Source organism: Paraburkholderia phenazinium, assembly GCF_900100735.1.
In the GTDB taxonomy this organism is placed as follows: Bacteria; Pseudomonadota; Gammaproteobacteria; order Burkholderiales; family Burkholderiaceae; genus Paraburkholderia; species Paraburkholderia phenazinia.
This window is the reverse complement of record NZ_FNCJ01000005.1, coordinates 14,081-38,131: the sequence shown is the minus strand read 5'-3', so window position 1 is coordinate 38,131 and position 24,051 is coordinate 14,081. Positions and strand designations below refer to the sequence as shown.

The window sequence follows — 24,051 nt, the reverse complement described above, 5'->3', positions numbered from 1 at the left end:
AAAGTGTGAATGCAGTCGCTCTCCAAACTCCCACCGAGGCCTTTTTACGAGAAACCCGAAATCGCGTTGCGTGGATGCTCAGTCCCCGTGGAGCAGACGTGATGACTGTGCAGTTCTCGGATGATGACGTTTATTCATTCGATTTTTCGATAAGTGCATTCCCCCAGATTCTCAATAATCGAAAGGCGCACAGCCGTATGATTGGAGATATCTATGATTTCATTTGCATTCAAGAACATGGTACTAATCGCTCTAAACGACCCCGCTCCGTAAAAGTTCAAAAGAGTCGTTTCATACTCTCGCTGTATGTCGTGGACTATCTGCTGCTGAACGGCGGCGAGTTGGGCGTCTACCAATTTGGTTTTAGTACAGTGGTAGGAATGCATCTGAAGCAAATGCTGGCTGCGCGCGCTAGTTCGGCTGACCTTTTGACCGGTCTAATGCAATGGCCAGAACGGTTGAACACTTTCCTTCAATCGAAGTCGGCGCACCTCACTGAGGCGCAGGTATCGGCCTGCATCTCCGAGTGCCCCTTCCTATCTGTCGTCAACGCATCAACCGACGGCCGCTCGCTCGATATGACAGAGGAGCAACTCATTCGAGCTAGATGCTGGATGTGGTCAAATGGATACTATACTAAGACAGAAAACCAGGGATATCGGTTTGTGCCAAATAACAAATTACTAAGCGAGAAAATATATCATGGCACTATCTGGGTCCACCGAAATGAAGTCAAAAAGCCCCTTTTCGATGAGCTTTGCATCGAAAAAACAGACGGATTCTGCAGAGAATATCCAGGTGCGCAGGTCCGCGCAACTGCGCTAGATGACGCATGCAGTGAACGTTCGTTTAGGAAATTTCTGTCTGCATTATTAAACGCAAAACCTCTGTCCACGGTCGGATGCGCATTTCCTTTAAAATCCATCGAGGAAATTGAGTCCTTTTCGCTTCCAGACGCCATTCGACTAAAGCTAGACGGACGATACCTCTCCGTTCCGGCCCCGTATGCACTTGACGCAGTCGGCAAAGCCATTTCTTTCTTTCTCGAACACAGCCGCCATTTGCTCACCTCATATGCGCACGTTTTATTTGCTGCGCGTGCGGCCTCAAAATCCGTCAATCGATATAGCTTTCGCAACGGCATCGAGCACGTCCTTCATCCTCTAAGCAGAGATATGGGAATAAAGAAATGGTCTGTTTCACAAGAAATTAGAGTTGCGCATCTCCTTAAAAAGGATACACCAAAAGCACCTGCGTCCGAATTTTTTCGCCGATTTAGGGAAAATGAAGGACTGCTTGAGCTTGTGCACGCTCTGTACGGTGCCATGCAACTTATTATCGGCATGCTTATGGCGGCACGACAAGGTGAGCTTATAGACCTTCCTGTCGATTGCCTCGATGAGTCCGGGGAGTGGATAAAGCTACTAAGTCGAAAAAGTGGCTATGGGGGCCTTAGAAACGAGGACGAGCGCCCGATTCCCTACATCGGTATGCGGATAGTTCGCAGAATCAAAGCATTTCACGCCTTACTTCGTCGACATGGAATTGAAGCGCCTGCTTTGGTATTTGCGATGCCTAATACCCACGGTACATTTTCTGTCGACCACAAGAAATATAACAAGGCCATCGACCGCTTCCTTGACTATATTCAGACGCCTTTGAACTCAAGCGGTGAGCGCTATTACATTAGGCAGCATCAACTGCGAAGGCTATTCGCCTTATTGTTCTATCTCATGCCTTTTTACGGCGGACTTGATGACCTCCGGTGGATGCTGCGTCACATTGACCCCAGACATCTCGAACACTACATCACAAATGCGTTCCCTGGTTCACAGCTCGTGTCAATTCGCTCGGAGGTTCTCGCCATCATTCTACGTGAGAATGAAAACGTTTTGGTCGACCTCCGCACTTTCGTGAAAGCACAGTTCGACACAACGCAAATCGATTTGATGACGAATGAAGGATTTGAACAATACATTCACTTCCTCAAAAGGAAACAATCCGACGGCAGTCTGCAAGTACGCCCTGTCTACTTCGACACGCCAGACGGAACGCGGCACACCTTCGCAGTCACTGTTTTTGAGGTGGAAGATGAAGTTTGATTGGGTCATTTCAAAAATCAAGCAAGATGACCTCGACCCCATTTCAGGCCGCTTTGCACTGCTTCGTGCATTACTTTGCACGCCAATCCCTTCTGATGTGGACCGCCAGGAATTCATTACCCTTTTCGTCACACAACGAGGATTAGCCAAACTAGATTGCGAAGCATTTTCAATCCGTCCTATGGCACTAAATACACTAAAAAGGACTGCACGCGAGGCGGAAGGGCAATGGAACGAACTCGACGAGTTGCGACTTGCGGTTTTGGCCCACGCACGCGCCTCTCCGCACCATGAAGAATCAACGCCTCCCCGCCGCACCCTTGCATGGTACCGAACTCGCGTAGCCGAGCTTGAAGTCAAACTCAAACGGGCAGGAGACGACCTCGTTGTTGTGACGCGTGCGTTCGATAGAGCGTTTATGAACGCACGAGCTATGGCGCTTGGCTCAGGCAAACCAGAATTAATCGCAAGATGCGCTAGTGAAGAGGTCGCCATCCGACATGAACTTTCTTTCCGAACCCGAAAAGATGACCCTGAAGACGCGAAATAAGCAATTGTATTCCCACACTAGCGAAAGCTTTCGAATATTTTCGGCACTAAACGGGGATGGAAGCCGCGAAAGTCGTTCGGCCAGCTACGTTCCAATTATGAGGTGGCCGCACGGGTTCACCTGCGTCGAGGTAAACATTTTCACCAATCGGCTGCTGGACGCTGGCTATTCAATAAAAAGCCGAGGGGGCACACTTGCCACGTACTGCTCATATCTGACGCCGCTCGTACGATATTGTTTCAACAATCAAAAGCTGCCGAGCGAATTGACTGATTCAGATTTCAGGTTCGCGTTCGTGCAACTGTCAGCAGTCGACAAGTCGACTGGCGAGCCACGCAACAACCGCAAAACTACGACGAAAATAGGTGCCGTCTGGTTGGAATTTCTTCAATTTGTTGGTGAATACTATAGCATCTCCAACTATGTCTCGAAATCCGGGGCTATAAAGGGATACAAAAAGAGATACGAAAGAAAAATTGGAAAAGGGAAAATTCGTTACGAAGAACGATGGTTCCACGACGTTTTCCCGCCAGAGGTAGACCCTACTGAAGGGCGCATGCCTCTAAACGAAGCTGACGTAACCAAACTTCGCGCGGCCGCTGACGATGGGACAACTGCGTATTTTATCAAGCAAAGGCGGCTGGTCTCCATCGAGCTCTTTGACATCCTCGGATTCCGTCGGCTTGAGGCGGTGTTACTACGCGTTTGCGACGTCGAGGCGGCAATAAAGGCGGAAATAAAAGCCGACAAAAGCGGCGATACAGAGTTTACCCCGAGCATAACGTTTCGCTCAGTTAAGAAGCGAGGAAACATTATGTATGAGCGAACTGTACCTATCAATCGCATATCTCTCGAATATCTTAAGAGCTACAATAGATTACGAAAACGGCATCTGGACGCACTGGGGGTTAAAGAAACGCCCGACTCCGCATTTCTAGTCAGCTACAAGTCGGGGAAGCGTCTCCGCGCAAACACATTGACACAGGAATTTCGCATCCTCGCTAAACAGGCAAAAATTGTGGGACCATGTAGTCCTCATATGATGCGACATCGGTTTATCACGCAAGCCTTTGTGCGACTAGTTCGAAGTCACCAGATAAACAGCGTCGACGAGTTTCACCGGATGCTACTGGACTCATATCGCTTCAAACAAGAGGTAAGAGAATATGCCGGACATGTATCTGATGAAACCCTCGATGTATATATCCACCTAGCGCTTGACCAAGTAGCGTCGTTCAAGAAAGTGCTAAACAGAGCAGAGCTTGAGGGCGCACTCGATGCCCTTAGTCGAAGTAAAGAGCGGCTAAGGACCGCTCAGTCACGCGGCGATACGATAGGCAATCATGTCGAGGAGTTTTTGCGCGCAGTGGAGCATATCGAGAAGCTGCGCGCTCGAATTTAGCGCCACGGCTTGACCGCAGAGTGTCTGCCAATACAAAGAAGTCTCACGAACACTCCAGCGCAATACTCCTTGGGACTGAAGTCGTTGACTGCCTCGTGACGTAACTCCGAGTCTCGGTTGCGTATACGCTTGCAGAGCGCATCATGACAGGCGCCGCATATGACTGGGCCGAGTGCATTGAGACATTGCAGCGGCAGAGAGCATCATTCGACGCCGTGATTCCAGACAAAATCGAACCGGCTGACCGAACGCTCGCTGAAATCGTCGCGCTGAATCTTTCGACTAGGCTCAGGACGATGAGCCACCAGCAGAACCACCCTGTCGTTTTGCGACCAGCCATCCCGGGATTGGAGTGGATTGCAAGTGGGCAAGGCGACTTTGCAATTGGCCGCTCCCTCATTGAAGTCAAGTGCATCGCCAAACGCTTTTCAGCGTCCGACTACCGTCAAATTGCCATCTACTGGCTTTTGAGTTTCGCGGCTGCTGTCGAAGGTAAAGGCGAAGAATGGCAGGACTTTGTTTTGCTCAATCCTCGTAGTGGCGAAGAAGTATCGATACGCTTCGCCCCCTTTTTGACATCCATCAGTAGCGGAAGAACGAAGGTGGACATTCTCCAGGTATTTCAAACGCTCGTCGGGTCCCGACTAACCCGGTAGTGAGACGCCCCATGCAAAATTCGCGCGCGGGATTTGATGCGACTTCGCTTCATCTTGGTTGAGGCGAAGCCGAGGGAAGGCGGTTACGGACTACCATGACGAAGTTACTATCAAAAGCTGGCGTCCAGGTAGTTTCGTAGTTTCCGCCTCTAGATATAGACCACCAGAGAGTTCTGTATCTCTCTCATTTTTTTCGATTCAACCCTGCGGGCGGTGTCTTTCCGATGCGCTGCTTCTTCGCTCCAATCGTCACCAGCTTGGTCTCAGCCGCTTGTAGACCAGGTCCAAAATGGTCGATGTTTATATCAAATATGTTAACGGACATCTGCTTCGAGCCATGACTGTGCGCAATTAAACGTTCGTATTCCTTTTCGTAGGGAGCCTGCGCCGTCGACCCGCCAAATTCTCCAGAGTTGGCGATGAGTACGTGTTGATACATGTGATATCGCAACATGCCAACCATGCTATCGAACGTTTTTACGTCGCGATTCATGGCTGTAACGACAAACATATGCGACTCATCGCGCAGGTCCGCTGCAAGCCTCAAATCGGTGGCGTCGTAACACACTGCGCCGGACATCCGGAACAACACGGTGTTATGAGACCGCAGTTCGATAATCACTTGGTGCGGACGCCACGGCTTGACTCCCAAGACCGTTTCTTCGGGTGTAGGGAACATTTTCCCCTGGTCCACCTCCACCCACGACCGGCGGCCTCCGCGTCGTTGAGGTACGAGCCACCGGGCTGCATTTACCGGCTCTTTTGTAGTTGGGTCCATGGCGCCGCAAAGCCCATAGAACAGCATCGCACCCGTAGCATCCGAAAAGGACCTCATCAAGTCCTGGTCATCTACATGCACGCTGTATTCCGGCAGGACTACCAGGTCAACATGCGGCTTTTCCGTCATGCCAAGTACCGCATCTCGCGCTTGAATCTGTTGCGTTGCAAGGTACAGCAGCGATGCCGTGTGATTGCGGTGGCGCAAGCGGTAAGCAGGGCTTTCGAGCGATGCGAGAGACGGAACGAAATGCTCGGTGAGCGGCATTAACCCTTGTACAAGGCAAACCCGAAGTGTTTTTTTGCCATGCATCGGCCAGATAACCGGGTACTCATAGACAGGCAAATTGGAGCCTTTGCCGAAAATGACTGCTTGATGTTGAAGACGCGCGGTTATCAGCCGCTTAAAGTCTTTGACATCCGCAAGCGCGGAAAACAGCCGGTCGGGTTCATCTTGGACGAGGGTACCTGGCCACCGCAGGAGCCACATCAACAACTCTGAAAACCACGGCGTTATAGCACCGGTCGTCCCGCCCAGAGCACTGGCGGCGTTCATTAATCCCATTCGCCGCTTTTGCCAGGTGCTTCGGAAGCCCGCGTACCAGCTAGCGTCCGCCTCGCGCAGAAGCCAATGTCCTGCGGTGAAGTCAAGTTCACCGGTCGCAGCGGCTCGAAGGAGCCGTCCCAATGCATACAACGGCGCTGACTCTGTCGCGCACCATTCGGGCGTGGCATATCGCGCGTCCGTGCGTATGTGACTGGCGTCGATTTTCGCGGTGAGCCTCGCGTCACGCGGGTCGTTGAGTAGGGACCAATCTGCGCACTTTATCCGTACTGTTTGCGGCGTCATGTGTTCGGACTTGACCACGTCACTCCCTTCTGCTTCAGATAGGGCAAGCGCGAGTTGTAGCAAACCGTTTTCTTGATGAAACGGCTTCGAAGGATGGGTGATTGCATCGTTAAGAGAAATCCACTTCTCGGGCGTCAGCTCCGAGGTATCCGAAACTGTACGTTTCCGGGAATATCGGCGCGAATAGATTTTCCGTAGCGTGTGGTTGACATCTAGTTCGATGACCTTTTGCTTTATGACGTATTCAAGCAGCGGAGTATCGACTTGAGCAATGAGCTCCATTACCACCTCTTGCTCAGCTGGGCTCAGCGTTTCGGCGAACCGACTCAGCCACCTGGCGTACCAAAGTGGCTTGCGAAGTAGCTGATGACCAATTAGAGAAGTGGAAACCGCATCGCCAAGTGGCAGACGTGGCGGCGAGATGCTGCGGTCGAGGTAACTCTGCAGGAATCTGTGATAGCGAAGCGTCGGGTGGTCGGGTAGCTCTGGGTGCTCTGTACCCAGGGTTGCAAGTAACAGTGAGCCCTGCTGGAGCACATACCACGGTATGCGGCTCTCGTTCATAACAGCAAGCGCAAACATTCCCAGCTTGGCGCGGTAAGCGGCAATGTCACCAACCTTGAAGTTCGAATCCTCCTCAGCACGATGGCCGGTGTAAGTTGCTCCCGCGCGAAACAGTTCCGATATGACATATAGTGCAACGCGCCGCTCGTATTGATTCTGTCGGGCTCTTTTGTTATTACGAAGCTTGGTCATCAACGCATCTGTCACTATGCCAAGCAATTCTGGCGCGGGGAAAAGGTCGAGCGCATAGAGCAGTACTTGAACCAACGACGGATTCGACGCCCACGATGCCACCAGACGACGAGCCGCAACCTCAAAGTCGTGACGCAGGACGTCCTCGGCTAGACTATCGTCAGTGCGCTGACTCAGGTCCGTCATGCTCCGTCGCATCCGCAGTGCCTTGGTTAAACGATATGCGGAGAATCGGGTTAGCGTGTCGTCGCGAACCTCGAGTTTGGGTCTAGCGACCGAGGCAAGGGTCGGAGCGTTCTCGCCGTCGTCGAGCACACCAACTCTGCCGGCCCCAAGCTCGGCGAGCGCCAACAGACCGTTCAACCCGCCCTCGACCTGCTGCAATGCTGCGACATCGAAAGGGCCGCTGAGCTGTTGCTGCAACGATTTCATTCGGGCTGCAGTTCCCGCTTCGCCACCCACGGACGAATACGGTTCCACTTCGGTTTTTCGAGGATTGATTGATAGGGTGAGCTCGGCCCCGCTGGACGCATGTCGATTCAACAATTTCTGGACCCAGTCGGACATGGCAGCGCCGACCTGCATGTCCGTCATATCCTCGTCGCACGACACAACGAGTCGAAGGTCATCCACGTATCGGCAATAGTCGTGAAGTTGAAACAGGTGCCGCTCAATTTTGACGAATCCCTGTTCGACCACATCGCCGATAGCACGGTCAAACTGCAGGAGGTAAGCGTTAGCGAAGAAGCCGCTCGAAACCAGCCCTTGCGGTAGACCGCCAGGCAAGGCACCTGTTTTAAAAAGGGATGCCAGCGATTCGGAACCTTTCTCCCAAGGTATGCTCAGCGATTCCCGCAAGAGGGCCCAAAAGGTTTCGTCTGAAGCACCGATAGAGTCGTCACCTTGTCGGAAAGCTTCATACTCGCGTTTGAGGGACAGAACTAGTTTTTTTACATCGATGCTGTCGTAAAAAGCGCTTATGTCCAGCTTCACCACAAACAACGACCCATCGAGGTCTCCACTCTCTGCTACCTTCTGCGCCGAGACTAATGGTCGCTTGACGAACGCTTGATAGTCTTGAAAATATCTGCTGTAGACGTTCGAATTTCCCCAAGCAAATCTCGCACGTGTCGAGTCTTCGCTCCAGTTGCAATGAAGGCGATTTCCATAGCTGAAAACACCTCGCGTGAGCGCTTGGCCACCCTCGATTGATGTGTTTCCTTGCGCCGTCTCGATGCAGTCAGCGAGACATAACATTGCTGCCGTTGCGATTGTCTGCTCTCGAATACCTATGTGAGCAAGTGGTCTCAAGTGGAGTTCGTCGTCCTTCGCGACTGGGCTCCACCCGTCCTGACTAGCTGCACTGAACGACCAAGGTAGGTTTTTGGGTGCTGGTACCACCTGCGCTGGCTTGGGTTTGAAAGTTCCTTGTTGAAGCTCTGCCGCCCAAAGCCCAAGCTTCTCCTGAAGATTGATTGCCGAGGCGTCCAACTCGAGAGTGTCCGCGTACCAGTTGTGGCGACGAATGTACGTATGGCTTTTCTTCCAGGCTTGGGCTAGCACTACTATGTCCTGTAGATACTCAGCTCTTGGTGCAAGCGCCGCATACTTGCCGGTAAATGATGTCATGTCTTTCCGATAGACACGCGTCCGAAATGCAACGCAGATACCTATTTTTTGTAGTATTTAGTGGCGAAATGTCGCCTGGTTATCGTGAAGGTCACCCGGGTGACCACTCATACGGTCGTTGGAGCAGCCAGATAGTCCCTTAATTGAAATGCTATGGACGAACCGGCGTTCACGAGCTCGTCCAACAATCTCAGAATCGCTGACTTCAGGAGAGCATCCGCCCTCACCTGCGTGGTTGAACTCACCACCACTTCCCTCAGGACGATTTCCATATAAAGCGCAACGTCGTTCGACGCCAACGGATTGAAACGCGGTGAGGCCTGCTCCCAAGCCTTGGCGAGAATAATCAGGCCACGGGGCAATAGAGCTTCTCGGCCTATTCCTGCAAGCAGGGCACAGAACGCTTCGAACCCTGGCGGCGTCAGCAGGAACTCGATAGGCAAATCCGCGAAGAAATCGGTATGGTTGACAAAAGCTGGCCAAGACTTGGCGTTTTCGCGCCAGTAGGTTTTATGGAATAAGAGCGTTTTGATGAGGTCGTCGTAGTTCCCCCGATAGTGACGCGTCTTCGGACTACTTATCTCGGGCTGGAGGAGGCAGAGCCGAGCGACCTCGTTCCAAATTCGCCAGAACTGCTCAGCATTGCTTTGCCGGTCCTCTGCCGAGATGAGTTCGCGAAACCATTCCGAGCAGACATCGGGATGTTCTACCGTCAGCTTCCCAATCAGCTCGATGTCGTTATCGTCCAGCCGTTGTCGCAAATGCAGCCGGCCTGCGTATTCGGAAACAATGGTGTGCCGCAGGTCGTAGTTGATTTCGCCGTTTCGCTTCTTTCGACGGTTCGATTCCTTGGAATTTGCAAGCGCATCGAGCAAAAGTCTCACGAAATTCCGACACATCCGCTCCCCGAGGTCGGGTGCGACCTCATGAGATAACGCTGCGAACGCAGCAATTGGCTCTTGCCAAGAATGGGGTAGCTGGGAAAGTGTAGGGATTTCAATTTTTTTTAATGAGAGCAGCGCAAGCCGAAGAGCTTCACGGCTCTTCTTCACCGCTATTCCGGCTTGTTCCTGCCACGTATCGAAGGGCCCTTTCAGTGCTGTGTCCACGGCCAAGCCTAGATTCAATAGCGAGGCAACACACGTTTGCGCGGCATCAGTCGAAATTTTCCATAGATGCTGCCGTACGCCGATAGCGGCGAACTCCCGTATTTCGAAAACCGCGTGTGTCAAGGCGGTTGCCAAAGCGTTCACTGCAGCTTCCCTATGAGCGCTGTTATTCATCAGCAGCGGGAGAACGTACGCGGCTAGCCTCGAACCATCAGAGCGATTTTTTGACATCATATGCTCGTGGCTCTGGGTATCCGAATTCTGATTTACCGCATCTAATATTGTCTCTAGCACCCATTGCTGCTCGCCGGCAAGTTCGCTTGGATATGACTGAAGTACCGCCGAGGCCAGCAGCGCATCAAGATTAATGAGACGAAGAAAATGGTCCGGTTCGCTACGCTCATTGAAGTTGCGAAGGACGCTCAATGCCTCGCGCCAGTCGGCGAAATACCGGCGATGTTCTGGCTTGCCGAACGCGAAATGCGACATCGCCCAAAGCTGCACGCGAGCGGCACTGTCCATCAAGATAGCCTGCTGAGCTCCTTCGTCGACCATCGACCGCAAATCATCGGGGACGGGGAGAGATTTGATGACGACGCCTTGAGCAGTTCGCTCGCCGAGCGTGGTCTGTCGGCTATCCATGCGATGAAGGGCCAAACGCCAGAGCCGGTCTTCCGACGTTTGATGTTCGACATTCGGCAACTCCTGACTAAACTTGTCCAGTATGGCGAGGACTTCGTCACGACTCGAGGTGAATTGAAGCTGGAATGCGACGTCTTCGAGATGCCTGCCTCTGTGATTTTCACTATTGCTGGCCTGCCGCTCGTCACGGTGGAATTTATCTTGGCCGCCAATGCCGGGGAAGATATTCAGGCCTGCGTCTACCGTAGATTCCCCCGCACTGCGCGACATATCCGCCACATAAAAATCGCGTACCCGCAAAATGCCGATGAGCTTCGCTGTTACGAGCTTTGGAAACGCGGTAATTACACTCGCCACCACCGATGCTGTCATGGCCGAGCTCCCTTGCTCCAGAATCCGCTCCAGTAGCCAATCAAGATGGACCATATCCGAACGGGCACTTTCCAACAGCATTTTCTCCAACGCCATGAGGGCAGAACAAAGGATGTTCGGGCCGACACCCATCCCGCGATACAACCCCCACAGACGCCACGAAAAAATCAGCGACCGGTCATCGCGGAACGGAACGGAAATTCGCCATACTTCATGTCCTAACTCCGAGTTGGCATAGTGCTCCGCCGTACGGTTGCAGAGTGCGATGACAAGGTCGACGCCGATGACCGGGTGCTGCCTTAGTAGGTACCAAAACGGTCCTTGGTATGCGCTTGCCGGGAAATAGTTGTGGTCATTTAAAGTGGAAGATATTCCGAATAACTCAGGAATGTCTAAGCGGTGAGGCCAATCTTCGGCGCTTTCGTTATGTTTGAAAACGATGGCGTTGAAGATTTCGACAACCAAGAGTGGAAGGTGCTTGCAGAGCACGAGCGAGTGATAGCTGTCAATGCTGCGCTCAAGCACCTCAAGTGCTTCTCTCTCGTTCTCCTCTTCATAGAGCGCGGACAAGACATGGCGAAAATACACATCAACTTCTTTGGGACCGCCGCCAGTCAAATTCAAGACCAAATGCAGAAGGCGCTGGCCGATATCAGTCCGGTGGTAAGACCATCCCGTCGTCCCTTGCTGGCGGAGCAGTGCGAGAGCAAGCAGAAGCGCGGCGGTGGCGCCTTCCGTGGATGCATTATTTCCCACCAACAGGCTTTGACCATCCTCCAAAAGCTGAGCGACCCATTCGGCGTCGGACTGTTTCAGGTTTTGGACGTTGCGGTGAACCACTAAAATAAGCGGTAACCAGCCGCTGCCTGCGGGCGCTGTGAATATGTGGCGAAGCGCGATTACCTGCTTGACAGCGGAATCTCCGGGCACGTTCACTATGTCAAGCTTCGGACCTTTGCAGGCAACCCTCAATAAATGAATCACACGCTTCAGCCCCTCGTGGTTCTGCGCTATGAGAACCCGCTCATAACGCGAGACCAAGTCTGAAGCCGCCGTCGACTGAAGCATTCCGACAACAGCGTCGTCGCGCCATTGCTGTGGCAGGCTGATGTCGGTCAGCGACGCCTCCAACAGGGCGGCCGCATTTCCGTCTTCGTCGACCACATCCTCAGCAATCCACCGTCTGAAGGCTCGCCTAATACCTGGATGTAGCCCAAGTTCATCAAACATAATCGCCCAATTCCGCTCCGCATCTTGGGCGCATGTCTCAATGATTTCGGCTAGCGCCCAATCGTCGAAGATGTCGTGTGCAGGCGCCACCATGCCAAGTCGGTCTTCGACAAGAATATGGTCTTTTACGAGGGCAGAAATGGCTTCGGAGTCGTCCGGTGGGCGGACGAACTGCATTACGCGCTTTGCCCTTTCGAAACAGACGGACTTGAATGCTCGGCGACGTCGCTGTGGGAGTCCAACTCGGGCGTCCAGAGGGTTAGTTACTGCCTGTGCCCAAAGTATGCGTTTCAATTGGGACACTGAAGTGATATGCGTCGTAGCGTTCACCCCCGCTGCACCTATCGCCAGCCTTAGATAGAACGGTATCCGGAGCACGCTGCGGAGTGCGGGGTTGGATATAGCCGGCAAGGTTGAGACTTGCTCCAGCGCTCGGTCTAGTTCCGCGTCTGTGAGATGCGGAACATTGACGAACCTGTAGGGTAAGTCCATAAAGAGGCCATCGCACAACGGCTGAACCGCATGGCTGCGAACGGTGGCGCACAGCTTCCACGCTGCATTCTGTTTGGCGAAGGAAAGCAGTTGCACAAACGCTTCCCGGGATGAGAACTCGACGACTTTTTCGATGCCGTCTACAAATATCAGGTTCTGTTGCCCGAGAAAAAGATTGCGGCGCAAGAAGTCAGCAGGATTTCCTGCTCCAAGAGAGGCAAGAGCCGTATGCAGGCTCGTATGGTCAAGGTCCTCTGCCTTGAGAAACAGGACGAAGCCGTCTGCTCCGAAAATCTCTGATACCCGTTTGGCAAGGGCTGACTTTCCGCTTCCGGCATCACCGACCACCAACGTGAGTGGCGCGGTGCGCAGCGAGTCAAGTATTTGCTCGACGATTTCTGCTCGCTCGATTGTTGTGCCATTCGGTAGCGCGCTCTGAATGGCCCCCTCCATGAGCTCGCGACGTCCTCTAAGTGCGAGTAGCGTCGGGTTGTTGCCAGGTAATGATTCGGATAACGATGCGGAGAGCCAGGGCGGTGCAATGTCCCTCCACGTGGTTAAAGATACGGAGCCGGCCTTCTGATTGAGCTCGGCACAGAGCTGGACCAGCCCTGCCCAGACTGCGTGTGACGACGTCTGGGCGGGGACCCGCAGTTCAATGAGGCCGAGCAGCGCAACCAGGAGCTCACCGGATTCCGATGCTAGCTCGTAATTCTGGAAGTGAACGTGCTGAAGGAAGCGGAATGCCTGCTCGTCGTCAGTCGGACCGTTGCCTGCCGTTTCGCGTTCAATTGCAGTCTTAATGTCTGTGTATGTAGCTCTGGCGGATTCAGACGAGAAGCGACGTGTTTCAACTTTCCGGAGGAACTCGTCGACAGTGAGAGAAGAGCGTGCGAAGTCGGTCAAAGACTTGGCGTCTCGGGTTGCAACGCCAGCTTGGTAGTCGCAGATGATTGCGATTGAGTCGACGGACCGTATGAAGAGGTCCGGATTCGCATAATCCAACCAAGCCTTGGAAACTGCTTGGCGAAATGGCGCATGGCCGGGGGTGGCCTCCAGGCTACGTTTAATTTGAATGAGTCTTTTTCGTGGACCACCGTAAGTACTTTCGAGCTGACACAATAAGTCGTCTGTCTCAAACCCCTCTATTCGAGCTTGAAACGTTAGACTCATTACGCGGTAGTCCGGAAGGCCGGCAAGTGGCATACCGAGCAACATGGCGAGTAGATGTGCGGCCTGAACGCGTGATTCGTACGTGCCCCCGGCATTGCCTGTGGATACCGGATTGGATATTTGGTTCGCCATCTGTAAGAAGTCCCCGCCGCGACAATTCGATGCCTAGTGACATCCCCAAGCGATAATTATCGTAGTTTCGTTGCATGTGGGGTTGGATTTTTAGCACTGGTAGCATCATTACTTCAAAGGTGTTATGGACGCTGGCGATGGCTTATTCGAGTAAGGATACGCCTCTTGGCAATGTCGGCCGTCACTCCGTTTGCGGCCGGCCGCTGCGCCAGCCTCAACAGTGCAGGTGGAACGCGGAAGGGGCAGCGTGCGGGCATCCTTGCGACCGGCGGCTATACGCTGCTCGACTTGATTCCGGAAACCCGTTGGCCCGTCACCGCCCCTTGTCGTCCAAGAGCATTTCGCCGAAGTCCATGTTGCGCATCTGATAGGTCATGTTAGCGTTCACCCGGGCCAACTCGTCGATACTGAGAAGGTCAATTCGACCGTTTGGAAGGTAGCGCACATTGAGCAGACTATCTGGACCTCGAAGGCCCTTGGCGAAATGCATCTTCCCGTTTATCAGTTGTTCTCGCGCATAATTCATGCGCTCTTCAAACTCGGCCCTAGTGTAGGGCGTGTGCATAGGCGTAAGCATACGTAGTTGTTCTCTAGAATTTGTGAAGTACCGCTCGGGCTTTACCATTGACTCGCAGAATCCATAGCATTTGCCAGCCTTCAGGCAATGCAAGTGCGTCCCGCTCAACAGCAAGTAAAGTGGTCTCATGTCGACGACTTGAAGCCAAGCTCGTCACGGTACGTCCATCTCTCCAATGGTACCGAACGGTGTTCGACGCTTGGGCCCCCACGAGCTGCAGAAATCGAGGCGTTGGGATAGCCGGACTAACGGAACCGAAGTAGGCGATGGTCGGCAGTGCTCTGCCGCAGATAGCGATGGGTTCATCGGGGCCTGGCCGGGGCAGTTCGGTTGCCTTGAAGGTAGGTGCAGTAGGCGGTACTGGCTGTGGCTGGCCAGGAGGCACGAGATGCGACGTAAGCTCCACGTAAACGGTACGCCGTTCCATCTCCAGGATGCATTGAAAATCGAGGAAGACCATGTCTCCATACGATGGCATGTAGTTTCGTTCTCTGCCGCTTTCCACGCACGCGACGAGGCTTTTCAGGAGGTCCCCTCCGTTCCCGGGTTCTAGAAGCGTCTCTGGGTTGTAAGCCCTGAGCAAGACCTCAGCCCTTCTGAGCTTGCTGACAGGCATGGGCTGAAAGAGCGCAGTGTTCAGCACAAAGCGCACGGTTGAAGCCCAACGGCCGGTTGGGAAACTCGGGTCCTCTCGCCCCCCCTCCGCGACGAGCGATTCCAACGCACAAGCCATTTCGACTGTCAGCGGCAAACAGCAGTCGACCATCTGGGCGGAGAACGCTCGTAGGTCGTCTTCGGTAAGGAATCCCAATTGCGATAAATCGCGCCAAAGCTCATGCAGCGTCGGCGGCACAAAACTTGGCGGCCCTTTGTCTTGGGCAGGAGTAAAGATGGGATTTTCCTCGGGGAATCGCTCCCGCAGCGTCTTGAGCGCGGTCGTGGCCGAGTCGACACCACGCTTGCTCGCGCGCTCAGCAATTCGCATGAACGTTGCGAACCGGCCCACGTGCCGACACTGCTCAAGAGCCCGTGCAAGCTCAATGTGCGGCTCAATGCGTTGCCATAATCCAACCGAGTCTTCACGGGAGAGGATGTCCAGCGTTGCAGACGCGATATCTGCCCGGTTTCGTCTGTCCATCGAGACAGCAAGCTGGGCGAGTTTTGAGAGCCAATCTCCGTTTGTACGGGCAAGCCATAGCACCATGGCCGCGCCGCTGTCACGGCGTTCCCAAGCCGGATGGTCTAATGTCCAAAGCAGTAGCTCAAGGAGGGCCTCAGACGCAGCGCCAGCCGCAGAGCTACCGATGTATTCGAACGGCGCCGGCGAGGCGTCGCCCACGATTTGCCTTACGTGGTCAATGGCCACCGCTAGCAATGCCGCCTGCTGGGCTGCGCTAACCTTGTTTCCAACCAGAGATATGAGGTGGGATGCAATCGCCCAGCGTTGCGTGTGGCGCTCTTCGCGGGCCAATGGTCCATACAGTCTGGCGAGTTCATCGGCGTTCTGGACTTGAGCGTTGATGAGTCGGTCGGCGTCGCTGCCGGAATGGTTGTTCGACCAGACCGACCATCCTCCTGCCTGCAGCGTCTGCAGTGCCCCGATGCACTCTTGAGTCGCCGCAGAGAAGTTGCGTCGGTTCAGATGTGTGCGTGCGCTTTCAATTTGCGTACGAGCATCCCTTATTGCTGAACGTTTGCCAAATGTCCCGGGCATGAACAAGCGGTCATGCTCGGCATCCTCCTCGGCTACGTCATCGGTCGGCTTCGTGGTGCCAGCTTCAAGTTCCGCTGTCTCGTCTCCGTCATCTTGCTCATATCGAAGACCGAAACTCGATGTCAGCTGTTCAATTTGGCGCTCGTCAAGGTTGGATTTCACCTCATCTAAGAGGCCCGCGAAATCGAGGCGAAGGTCGGACGGCAGGTTTGGGACGAGGGCTCTTAACAGCAGCCAGGCTCGCTCAGCGTTCAATGAGTTTGCAATCGAGAGGACCCGGGCCTTCACCCGCGCCAGGTCGTCAGGTCTATTCACCAGTTCCGAGATGATGGCCGCGTACTCTTTCCCCCACTCGGACAGGTGCCGTTCATCCCCATGTTGGTACACCTCGAGGAGTGCCCAACGCAACTGCCAGTTCGCCTGTTCACGGGTGTGGTGCAACAGAGCGAGCAAGGCAGCCTGCTCCTCCAGTGCTGCCCCTGGGAACCGCATACCAACAAGGGTTGAAACGCGGTCGAGGTTGCCACTCGTCGCCTGCGCGAACAACTCGTCGAGGGTTCCACAGCTCTGATGTTGGAAGTATCGGACTGCGTCTGAGAAAAGCGACCTGCGGCAGAGCTGCCCGATGAAATTGCCCTTGTCGGCACGGACAAAACGTTGAAACGTCATCTCGCCCGTGGCACGCTCCAAGAGGCCTGCGATTTGGGCGAGCGACGAAGCCTGAACGGGCGACGTAGCGGGTAGCGTCTCCAAAGTGCCGGTCATCATGGACAGCTGGTCTTCCTTGTACCAGCTCGGCCCCATCGAGAACGACAGGACCGATTTATAGGTTCTAAGCGCCTCCTCGGGCGCTTTCAGCCTGGCCAGCAGCGGGACAATTTGCAGAAGCTCTGGGACGAGCTCAAATCTGTTCTCCACGTTCGCTGCGACGTAGTCCCTCCAGAGCAATACGAGCGAGAAGACCTTGTCCGCGTTCGGTCCTTCAGGGTCGCGCTCTATGAAGAGGCGCAGCACCTCTTGGAGCGCCCGCCGAAACCCTTCGTTGTAGAGGCCAAGTTGCACGTCGAACCTGCGCTCTATTGCGTCGAGCAAGACCACTGCTTTCGTCGGGAAACAGTCAAGCACCAGCTTTGCGACACGCCGGTACAGCTGCGGAACCACGGTCTCCGGAATGAAGTAGCTTGACTCCCAGTGGATGCGCGATTCAAGCTCGAACGCGAAGCAAGGAAGAAGAGCATCGGCCACGAACGACCACACTGCGTCAAGGCCAGCTTGGTCTTTTTCCGCCATGGCCCTCCGGCCCTTGCCGTCGCACCATGCAACGGCTCGTGCGATGACCTCGAGGGCCCCTTCCCAATCCTCGGCGCGCGGCATTTGCACAGAAGGCTCGGCATATCCATCCTCAAGGAACGAGGATGCTCTAAGACGCAGCATTGCACTCTCGAAGATGGCCTCGTCAGAGTCCGCTCGATTCTTCTCGTACAAGGGAAGCGTCCCGTCACCCATATCTACGGACGCGGAGTATGTATCGACGAGGCCGGGAGCTGCGCCCGCTTCAATCAAAGTATCTGTGAATACGAAGCGCCGGTCCTCGGGGCGCAGAGGTGCGCCGATAGCTCTCTCGACGTCCGAGAGCACGAGGTCAACCATCTCGCGCTTGAGTGGAACTCCGTAGTGCTCAGAGTGCATTTCGCCATGCGCCAGGGTCTGCAGAAAGACAAGCAGTTGGTGGCGCAAATCCACGTCGGCCGGCACGCCTAGCTTCAGGAAAGGTTGATACTTGCCTACGAGGCAAAGCCGCGCCCCCATCATCTCGCCGGTCAACTGCCGAAGAACTTCGTCCCCCTCATCTGGCGAGAAGTTGCCACCGGGGCGGCGCAGGATGCCTTCAACGATGGCGCGAAGGAATCTGGTGAACGGTGGGTCTTCACCTGCGGCTTGCGCAAGGGAAAAAGCATGTAGCCGAAGGTCCACTGCACTGAGGAGTTCTTGAGCGCTGACACCGTCCTCGGAGTGCAGTTTTTCAAAGACTGCATTTATCTCACGCTGAACAAGCTCCAAAACTTCTATTGCCTGTTCAGGGCTGCCCTGCTGCGTAAAGGCGTTTGCCACGGAAAAAGCTTCATCCGCCGAGAAGACGAGGCGACCGTTTCGGACGACGTGCCGAAGCGCGCTCTCAGTTTTGCCGAGTGAGATGAGCGCCAGAGCCACGAGCTCGGCTGACTGCACGAAGAGGGTGTTGTACCGAAAGGTCAGACGCTGGGAAAGAAGCAGCAAGCGAATGATGTCAGTTGCTGTCCCGACACTGGTAGCCGCAGCGAGGGTCTCATCAATATCCGCGAGCAGCACGTCTGGCTCTGCGCCGAGTAGCACAGAGTCGTCAACCCACGCCTGCTCGCAGCCTTGGATGGCCAGCAGCAGAGGCTCTCGTCCCCCCCGGAGCCCGTGGTAGACCTTGTTTAGAACTCCGTAGTCGCCGCTCTCCGGCGCGCTGCAAAAGCCTGCGAGACGCGCCTCCACCAATTCGCCGATGGGTGCTGTCTTGTGAACGACGAACTCTGAGAACGACGGGTGATAAATCGCAGTGTTCTCCGGATTGGCCAGCAGATGCCGAACGCGTAGGAGTGTAGAAGGGAACACTCCCGATTCGGCAGAGGTCAGCATGCTTGTCAAATCTCTGGCCGGGATACCCCAACGCAGGCGGGCAATGATTCCAAGCAAGTTGACGACGTCAGCGTTGGGCACAAGCTTGACCCAGATGGTCTCGTAGTAATCCTGAATGGAGCCGCTGAACACTGGGAGCTCAGCAATGTCACCCTGGGTGGCTCCGCTGTTCACCAAGTCGGCGAGGTATCGAAGGTAGAGCGGGTGTCCCATTGCTCGGTCGCAAAGGGTCCCCACGATTTCCGTGGTGGCCTTGTCCCCGTCGAGAAATTCGACACAAACCCCGTATTGGATGTCGCGGTCGAGGCTGGGAAGGGTCAAACGCTCCGCACCCTGAAGGATTGTCCCGAGGCTGCTGGCAATTGAATCTAGTCCGACGCCGGTGATGACCACCACCAAGCCGTGAGGCACCTTTTGCGGCAGCAGATTGACGAATCGTTTTAGGGTTTCTTCGCCTGCAGCGGCAGCCTCACTTATGCCGTCGATGAAGAGCACGCCCACCTTCCCTGCCTTCGCGCAACGCTTCGCCAAAGATTGAAGTACCTCGTCTGTCTTCTCAATGAGTTGGCTGTACGAAAGCTCCATCAACCTGGCTGGCTTGCCGGTCGCCCTTATGGAGAGCAGGGAGTTTGCCCAGTCGAAGAACACCTCTGGTTGGGCTTGGTGCGCTGGCGTTGAGCCACGGACGCGCTCAGTAAACTGATACACGCCGAGCTTCTCCAGCTCTGGTGACTCTGGCCTAAATTCTTGGCAATACGTAGACTTGCCGACGCCGTGCGAGCCATCGACAAAGACGTATCCACCGCGCTTGTTGACGATGGCAGCCTCGAAGAGTTCGTCAAAGGCAGGCCGCGCTCCGATTGGTCCGGGGTCTTCGCCGTCCGTCGGCTCGTCAGGTAGCAGGCCGTTCGCCCCCAGGAAGGGCTTCAGCATCGAGAGACTCAAGGCTCCGATGGCACTGTCTATGTTGAGTCGCAGCAGACCTTTGCAGACGTTGCCGACCATGAACGCCGAGCCGGATAGCCCCTGGTAGTCCGACAGATGCGTTCCGGGTTCTATAGACAGGTCTAGGTCTACGCCATGCACGCGCTCGGGCAACACTTGCTGAATTTCGCCTTTGACGACATGACCCAGTTGTAGCTTTGCCGCCGGGTATCCAAATGCGAACCACTTCTCGCCGGGACGCAGACCATCCGAGTCAATGGGTATGGGTTCGACGCCGAGGGGGGTAGATAGCTGCAGCAGGCAAATATCGAGGTCTTCGTCATGTGGACCCACGACTACCGTGTGCTCAGATGCAGATGAACCAACCCCAAAGCGAACAATGACGGGTTCGCCACCACGTACTGCGGTTTCAACGCAGTGATATGCCGTGAGGACGAGGTCCGCCGTGATAAGCCACCCGGTCCCGGACTCGTCGTTGCCAATGACTTGGCAGGTGGCCTGCTTGAGTTCGTCCTCAGTCATAGTTGTTCTCCCCCACTTGAATCCAGTCGTTCTCAGCTACATGGACGCTGAAGGCTGTGCCGGACTTCGATGTATGTGATTCAAGCTGCTTGGACGCAGCGGTTTCGTAATTGAAAAATAGATGCCTCTTGAATGGCGCCGGTCGGTCCACGATTTCGGCTAGTACCTCAAAGTCCGGATGGCCATGGCGTGTCCCGTCGGATGAGATGAGGAAGCAGGGCGAGTCTGCAAACGATAGAAGGTCTACGCTTGTGTTGTGGAGGCTCCCGTGGTGTGAGACCTTGATGGCATCAAAGATGATGGGCGTAGTCGGCGCGTGAAGCGACCGCAGCTTCGCTACGACATCTTCAGCCCAGGCATCTCCAAGGAAGAGTATTCGTTTGTTTCCGCTGGAGACGATGAGCGTGATGGAGCTGCCATTCGAGATTGAGGTGTCTGGCGTGTAAACTTCTGCGAGTCGCAAACCTCCGTTGGCTGCTATGGGCGTGGCCTGAGGAATGGAAGGGTCCGGCGCTCTGGCGCACCACATCTCATAGGCATCGTCCGTGAGGTCGCTTGGCTGAGACGAACCCTTGTAGCCAAGCTTACGGACCTCTCTCAGCCACAGGTTGCGCAGTTCTTCGAGACGGGTGGTCGTAGGCCCGATGACGTGGACGCTCACATCATGCGGCAAAGAAAGTGAGCCACCTTCACTGATGCAGGTCGAGCCGTCCCCCGAGTTCCAGGTGTAGCAATGCTGTCGAAGGAGCTTGGCGAGTGAACTTCCTTGTCGAGCGCTTATAGGGTTCGGCGACGATGTCGGGGCTCCCTGAAAGCCGCGCCGGCGAATGGCTTCCAGAACCATGCGGTCATGAAAACCGTCAGGCTCTGCAGTCGGGGAAGGCAACGACCGTAGGCTGTTGTGCCAGACGGCGTCGACCTCAATGCCTCGTTTGGCGGGAGTGCCGTTGCACGAGAAGAACTCTAGAAGGCCGCCGATGTGGTCGGCGTCGATGTGCGTGCAGACGACCAGGTCGAGCCGTCCTCCCTCCTTTGCAAGTTGCGCCAAGTCCGCCGCAACGAAGTCTTGGTAGGTACTAGCGAAGCCAGCATCAATGAGGAGGTACGTACCGCCGAAGTCGGCAAGGAAGGCATCGCCGTTTTTGGCGGGGTACATTTTCAGTCTAAACATGTAAGTGGGTGAGGCCGTTTTTTGTTTCGACGTCAAATGTACTTATCCGGGTGTGCACGGCCAGCTGTGCTCGCCCCCAAGGATTCTCGATTTTGCCTGAACCGTACGAACGCACGAAAGATATCTTTCTATCGCCCATAGCAAGGCAAAATCGATGGACCAGCAACAAATTCATCACACGTATTTTCTCACCGACTGACTGCTAGAGGGCGATTCGGTTCGAATCTTCCGCGTAGTCTCGCAGCAATTCGCGTCCGAGGCGCCGGACTTCCTAGGGGCGAGCGGCGGCAAAGACGACATGGACCATGGCGCCGCGTTGAGTTACTTCTGGTCGAGAGAGATAGCCGCTGCGAGCATCTGGAGTTTCACGCACGGCTACGTCGCTGTTGAATGGACGGTGTTTTTCGTCTCGATACTGTCCGCAATAGCCTTCTTTGTCGCTGTCCGAGCCGGTCGGCGTGCAATAGCGAGCGCCTGAGACCGCACTATTTCTGCGACTGCATAAACTATGCAAATTCGTGCCGCTTTTAGCGAAGACCTCGACGTCATTAGAACTTTGCTCACAAATAACCAATTGGCGGCTTCTGACGTCCACGCGTCCCTGCTCGACAACTTTCTGGTTGCTGAAAGTGAGGACGGCGCGCTCGTCGGGAGCATCGGGTTAGAGCGATTCGGCCAAGATGCGCTGCTGCGGTCGCTAGTGGTCGCGCGCAGCGCTTGCGACATGGGTCTTGCAGGCAGTTTGGTTTCACGGATGGAACTGCATGCACGCGCAAGCGGCGTTTCCAACCTATGGTTGCTAACCACAACAGCTGGAGAGTTCTTCCGGAAGAAAGGATACGAAGTTGTAGCCCGAGAAAGCGCTCCGATTATGCTCCAGACAAGCTCACAGTTCGCAGACCTCTGTCCGGCAACTGCCGTCTGCATGCTCAAATGGCTGTGAATCATACCGACAGCAAAAAATGACGCTAACCACAAGACCAGACCATTTCTTGTATTTCGCCTATGGCTCGAACATGTGCGTCGGGCGTCTTAATGCGCCCGAAAGAGCTCCTTCCGCAGCCGTTATCTGTTCGGCATACGTGGCAGGTCGGCGATTGACTTTCGACAAGGCGCGCGGCTTCGTCGCTGCTCAAGTGCGTGACGCCACGTCGTTTATGCTTGAGCGTGCGCACCTTCATTGAATTTCCCTCTAGCCGGTTTATCGCGGCACTCGAGAGTGCATCGGCTGGCCCGTTCAGCGGCCGTGTTCACCTGCCCATGCATCTCCCCTGAAACTATATCGCGACTTTGACTCGCTTTTTCTCGCAGCTACAGCAAAGCGAAGTACGACGTCGACTATGCTTTCTTCGTTCGCGACTTGGATTGAGTCCAGTTCGTAGGTCGGCCCTTTGTGGATGGCGATGACCGCACGCGCTATACCGTCAACGACGCTTACGTCGATACGCGCTTCAGACGAGGCCGGTGCCTGCCCGGCGGGATGGCGGGCGATGAATACCGTCGCCACAGGTGCACGCGGATACGGCCCGCACGGATAGATGTACCCGCCCGATTGTAGGGCACCTACCATACGTTTCCAGATATTTACTCGGGGGTCGACTTCGTCAATCGCAGTCAACGTGGGTTCGGTATCACTGGGCTCGTTCTGGTGACGGCCCACGTATATCGTGACGGAAGTTCGCGACCATTCCGCTGCGTACGCGGCCGCCATCCGGCGCAACAACCGGTATTGCCTCTCGTCGCGAAGCGCTTCGAGAGGCGAAATACCACCAATGTTGACCTGCCTCGACGAAAGATATCCGAGCCGACATGTAGGCGGCGCCGGCACTAGCAAGCGGCAGATTGAATGCAGACGCTTGAGGTCAAGCTCGCGCGCCGCAAGAAATGCCGGAAAGCACGTCATGCCATCGACTTCGATAGAGAATATGTCTCCCTTTGACATCATGCGAGCGAACTGACGGTCGCTGACATGCAAACGCTTGCGGAATTCGCCGTCAGATATCAACTCCCCAGTCCGCAGCATCTCGCGCCTAGCAGCCATTGCTTGTCGCTCAATTTTGTCCCGGAAGGATATTTCGGGCATTTCTATATCCGTCTGGGCCAGTCGAGCCAAATCGTGTCCCTGGCGATGGCCGCCAGCATGCCATCGTCCGGGTAATGGCGCAGCACGTCATTGGCCCTTTCTCTCACTGCCTGCACGACGACAGGTTCACGCGACTGAGCTAACTCTGTCAGCAGTTCACGCGCACGGATTAATGCGCGAGCTCTCTCATCCGGCATCGTCATTCGCTTCCCCTTGTTAGCCGCATTCCGTTCGACCACGCGCGAACAGGATTCACATCTTGCTTCGGAATTGCGCGTACGAAGTTATCAATCAGGGACCGGTGTGCGTCGAAAGAATCGCGCGAAGCACTTTGAGAACGATGTCCCAGACACCGTCCCAGCCGTCATATGCTACGGCGGGGACATCAATCCGGGGCTCTCTTTCCGCTGTGATGCTCGCGAAGGCGCAACATCCATCCAGCACAACATCGAGCCGCGCGACCAGAACTCTAACGTCCGTCGAGCGGTTCACAACGCGCTCAA

12 protein-coding genes are annotated in these 24,051 nt (G+C 55.0%); 5 read left to right on the top strand and 7 right to left on the bottom strand.

Annotated features, from left to right (window positions below):
- Positions 1 to 101 precede the first annotated feature (101 nt).
- From BLQ92_RS12880 to BLQ92_RS12870, 4 genes are all read left to right on the top strand, one after another.
- Positions 102 to 2,102, top strand: coding sequence for a site-specific integrase (locus BLQ92_RS12880; RefSeq protein WP_090684890.1), 2,001 nt, complete (start codon positions 102 to 104; stop codon positions 2,100 to 2,102).
- Entirely contained in the window at positions 2,092 to 2,652 is a 561-nt protein-coding gene (locus tag BLQ92_RS39355; protein ID WP_143016574.1) for a hypothetical protein, read from the top strand. Before BLQ92_RS12880 ends, BLQ92_RS39355 begins: the two co-directional genes overlap by 11 nt.
- Positions 2,603 to 4,054: a tyrosine-type recombinase/integrase gene (locus BLQ92_RS12875; RefSeq protein WP_090684889.1), complete on the top strand. Its 1,452-nt coding sequence runs from the start codon at positions 2,603 to 2,605 to the stop codon at positions 4,052 to 4,054. The genes BLQ92_RS39355 and BLQ92_RS12875 overlap by 50 nt, the downstream gene beginning before the upstream one ends.
- A 143-nt stretch (positions 4,055 to 4,197) precedes the next feature.
- Positions 4,198 to 4,710, top strand: a complete 513-nt coding sequence (locus BLQ92_RS12870) for a hypothetical protein (protein ID WP_176860738.1) — start codon at positions 4,198 to 4,200, stop codon at positions 4,708 to 4,710.
- Between the two features lie 184 nt (positions 4,711 to 4,894).
- On the opposite strand, the gene BLQ92_RS12865 is transcribed toward BLQ92_RS12870, so the two are convergent.
- From BLQ92_RS12865 to avs1a, 5 genes are all read right to left on the bottom strand, one after another.
- A complete protein-coding gene (locus tag BLQ92_RS12865) occupies positions 4,895 to 8,722 on the bottom strand; it encodes an RNA-directed DNA polymerase (RefSeq protein WP_090684888.1) in 3,828 nt (1,275 codons plus the stop codon).
- Positions 8,723 to 8,829: 107 nt separating this feature from the next.
- On the bottom strand, positions 8,830 to 13,872 hold the full coding sequence (locus BLQ92_RS12860) for an nSTAND1 domain-containing NTPase (protein WP_090684887.1): 5,043 nt from the start codon (positions 13,870 to 13,872) through the stop codon (positions 8,830 to 8,832).
- Positions 13,873 to 14,185: 313 nt separating this feature from the next.
- Complete coding sequence (avs1c, locus tag BLQ92_RS12855; RefSeq protein WP_342342402.1) at positions 14,186 to 14,437, bottom strand: AVAST type 1 anti-phage system protein Avs1c; 252 nt, start codon at positions 14,435 to 14,437, stop codon at positions 14,186 to 14,188.
- A 25-nt stretch (positions 14,438 to 14,462) separates the two neighbouring features.
- Positions 14,463 to 20,294 (bottom strand): AVAST type 1 anti-phage system protease Avs1b, encoded by a 5,832-nt coding sequence (avs1b, locus tag BLQ92_RS12850; RefSeq protein WP_090684885.1) that lies wholly within the window; start codon positions 20,292 to 20,294, stop codon positions 14,463 to 14,465.
- Complete coding sequence (gene avs1a, locus BLQ92_RS12845; RefSeq protein WP_176860737.1) at positions 20,287 to 21,501, bottom strand: AVAST type 1 anti-phage system MBL fold metallo-hydrolase Avs1a; 1,215 nt, start codon at positions 21,499 to 21,501, stop codon at positions 20,287 to 20,289. Before avs1a ends, avs1b begins: the two co-directional genes overlap by 8 nt.
- A gap of 472 nt (positions 21,502 to 21,973) precedes the next feature.
- Between avs1a and arsN2 the strand changes: the two genes are divergently transcribed.
- The gene (arsN2, locus tag BLQ92_RS12835; RefSeq protein ID WP_090684882.1) at positions 21,974 to 22,408 is read left to right on the top strand and encodes an arsenic resistance N-acetyltransferase ArsN2; all 435 of its coding nucleotides are present in this window, start codon (positions 21,974 to 21,976) and stop codon (positions 22,406 to 22,408) included.
- A 294-nt stretch (positions 22,409 to 22,702) separates the two neighbouring features.
- Here arsN2 and BLQ92_RS12830 read toward each other — a convergent pair whose 3' ends face one another.
- Positions 22,703 to 23,548 (bottom strand): hypothetical protein, encoded by an 846-nt coding sequence (locus BLQ92_RS12830; protein ID WP_090684881.1) that lies wholly within the window; start codon positions 23,546 to 23,548, stop codon positions 22,703 to 22,705.
- Positions 23,549 to 23,550: 2 nt separating this feature from the next.
- Positions 23,551 to 23,751, bottom strand: coding sequence for a BPSL0761 family protein (locus BLQ92_RS12825; protein ID WP_090684880.1), 201 nt, complete (start codon positions 23,749 to 23,751; stop codon positions 23,551 to 23,553).
- Between the last annotated feature and the right edge of the window lie 300 nt (positions 23,752 to 24,051).

Excerpts from the sequence above, each read along its gene's own strand:
- BLQ92_RS12880 (WP_090684890.1), top strand. The coding sequence starts at position 102 with ATGACTGTGCAGTTCTCGGATGATGACGTTTATTCATTCGATTTTTCG.
- BLQ92_RS39355 (WP_143016574.1), top strand. The coding sequence starts at position 2,092 with ATGAAGTTTGATTGGGTCATTTCAAAAATCAAGCAAGATGACCTCGAC.
- BLQ92_RS12875 (WP_090684889.1), top strand. The coding sequence starts at position 2,603 with ATGAACTTTCTTTCCGAACCCGAAAAGATGACCCTGAAGACGCGAAAT.
- BLQ92_RS12870 (WP_176860738.1), top strand. The coding sequence starts at position 4,198 with ATGACAGGCGCCGCATATGACTGGGCCGAGTGCATTGAGACATTGCAG.
- BLQ92_RS12865 (WP_090684888.1), bottom strand. The coding sequence starts at position 8,722 with ATGACATCATTTACCGGCAAGTATGCGGCGCTTGCACCAAGAGCTGAG.
- BLQ92_RS12860 (WP_090684887.1), bottom strand. The coding sequence starts at position 13,872 with ATGGCGAACCAAATATCCAATCCGGTATCCACAGGCAATGCCGGGGGC.
- avs1c (WP_342342402.1), bottom strand. The coding sequence starts at position 14,437 with ATGCACACGCCCTACACTAGGGCCGAGTTTGAAGAGCGCATGAATTAT.
- avs1b (WP_090684885.1), bottom strand. The coding sequence starts at position 20,294 with ATGACTGAGGACGAACTCAAGCAGGCCACCTGCCAAGTCATTGGCAAC.
- arsN2 (WP_090684882.1), top strand. The coding sequence starts at position 21,974 with ATGCAAATTCGTGCCGCTTTTAGCGAAGACCTCGACGTCATTAGAACT.
- BLQ92_RS12830 (WP_090684881.1), bottom strand. The coding sequence starts at position 23,548 with ATGCCCGAAATATCCTTCCGGGACAAAATTGAGCGACAAGCAATGGCT.
- BLQ92_RS12825 (WP_090684880.1), bottom strand. The coding sequence starts at position 23,751 with ATGACGATGCCGGATGAGAGAGCTCGCGCATTAATCCGTGCGCGTGAA.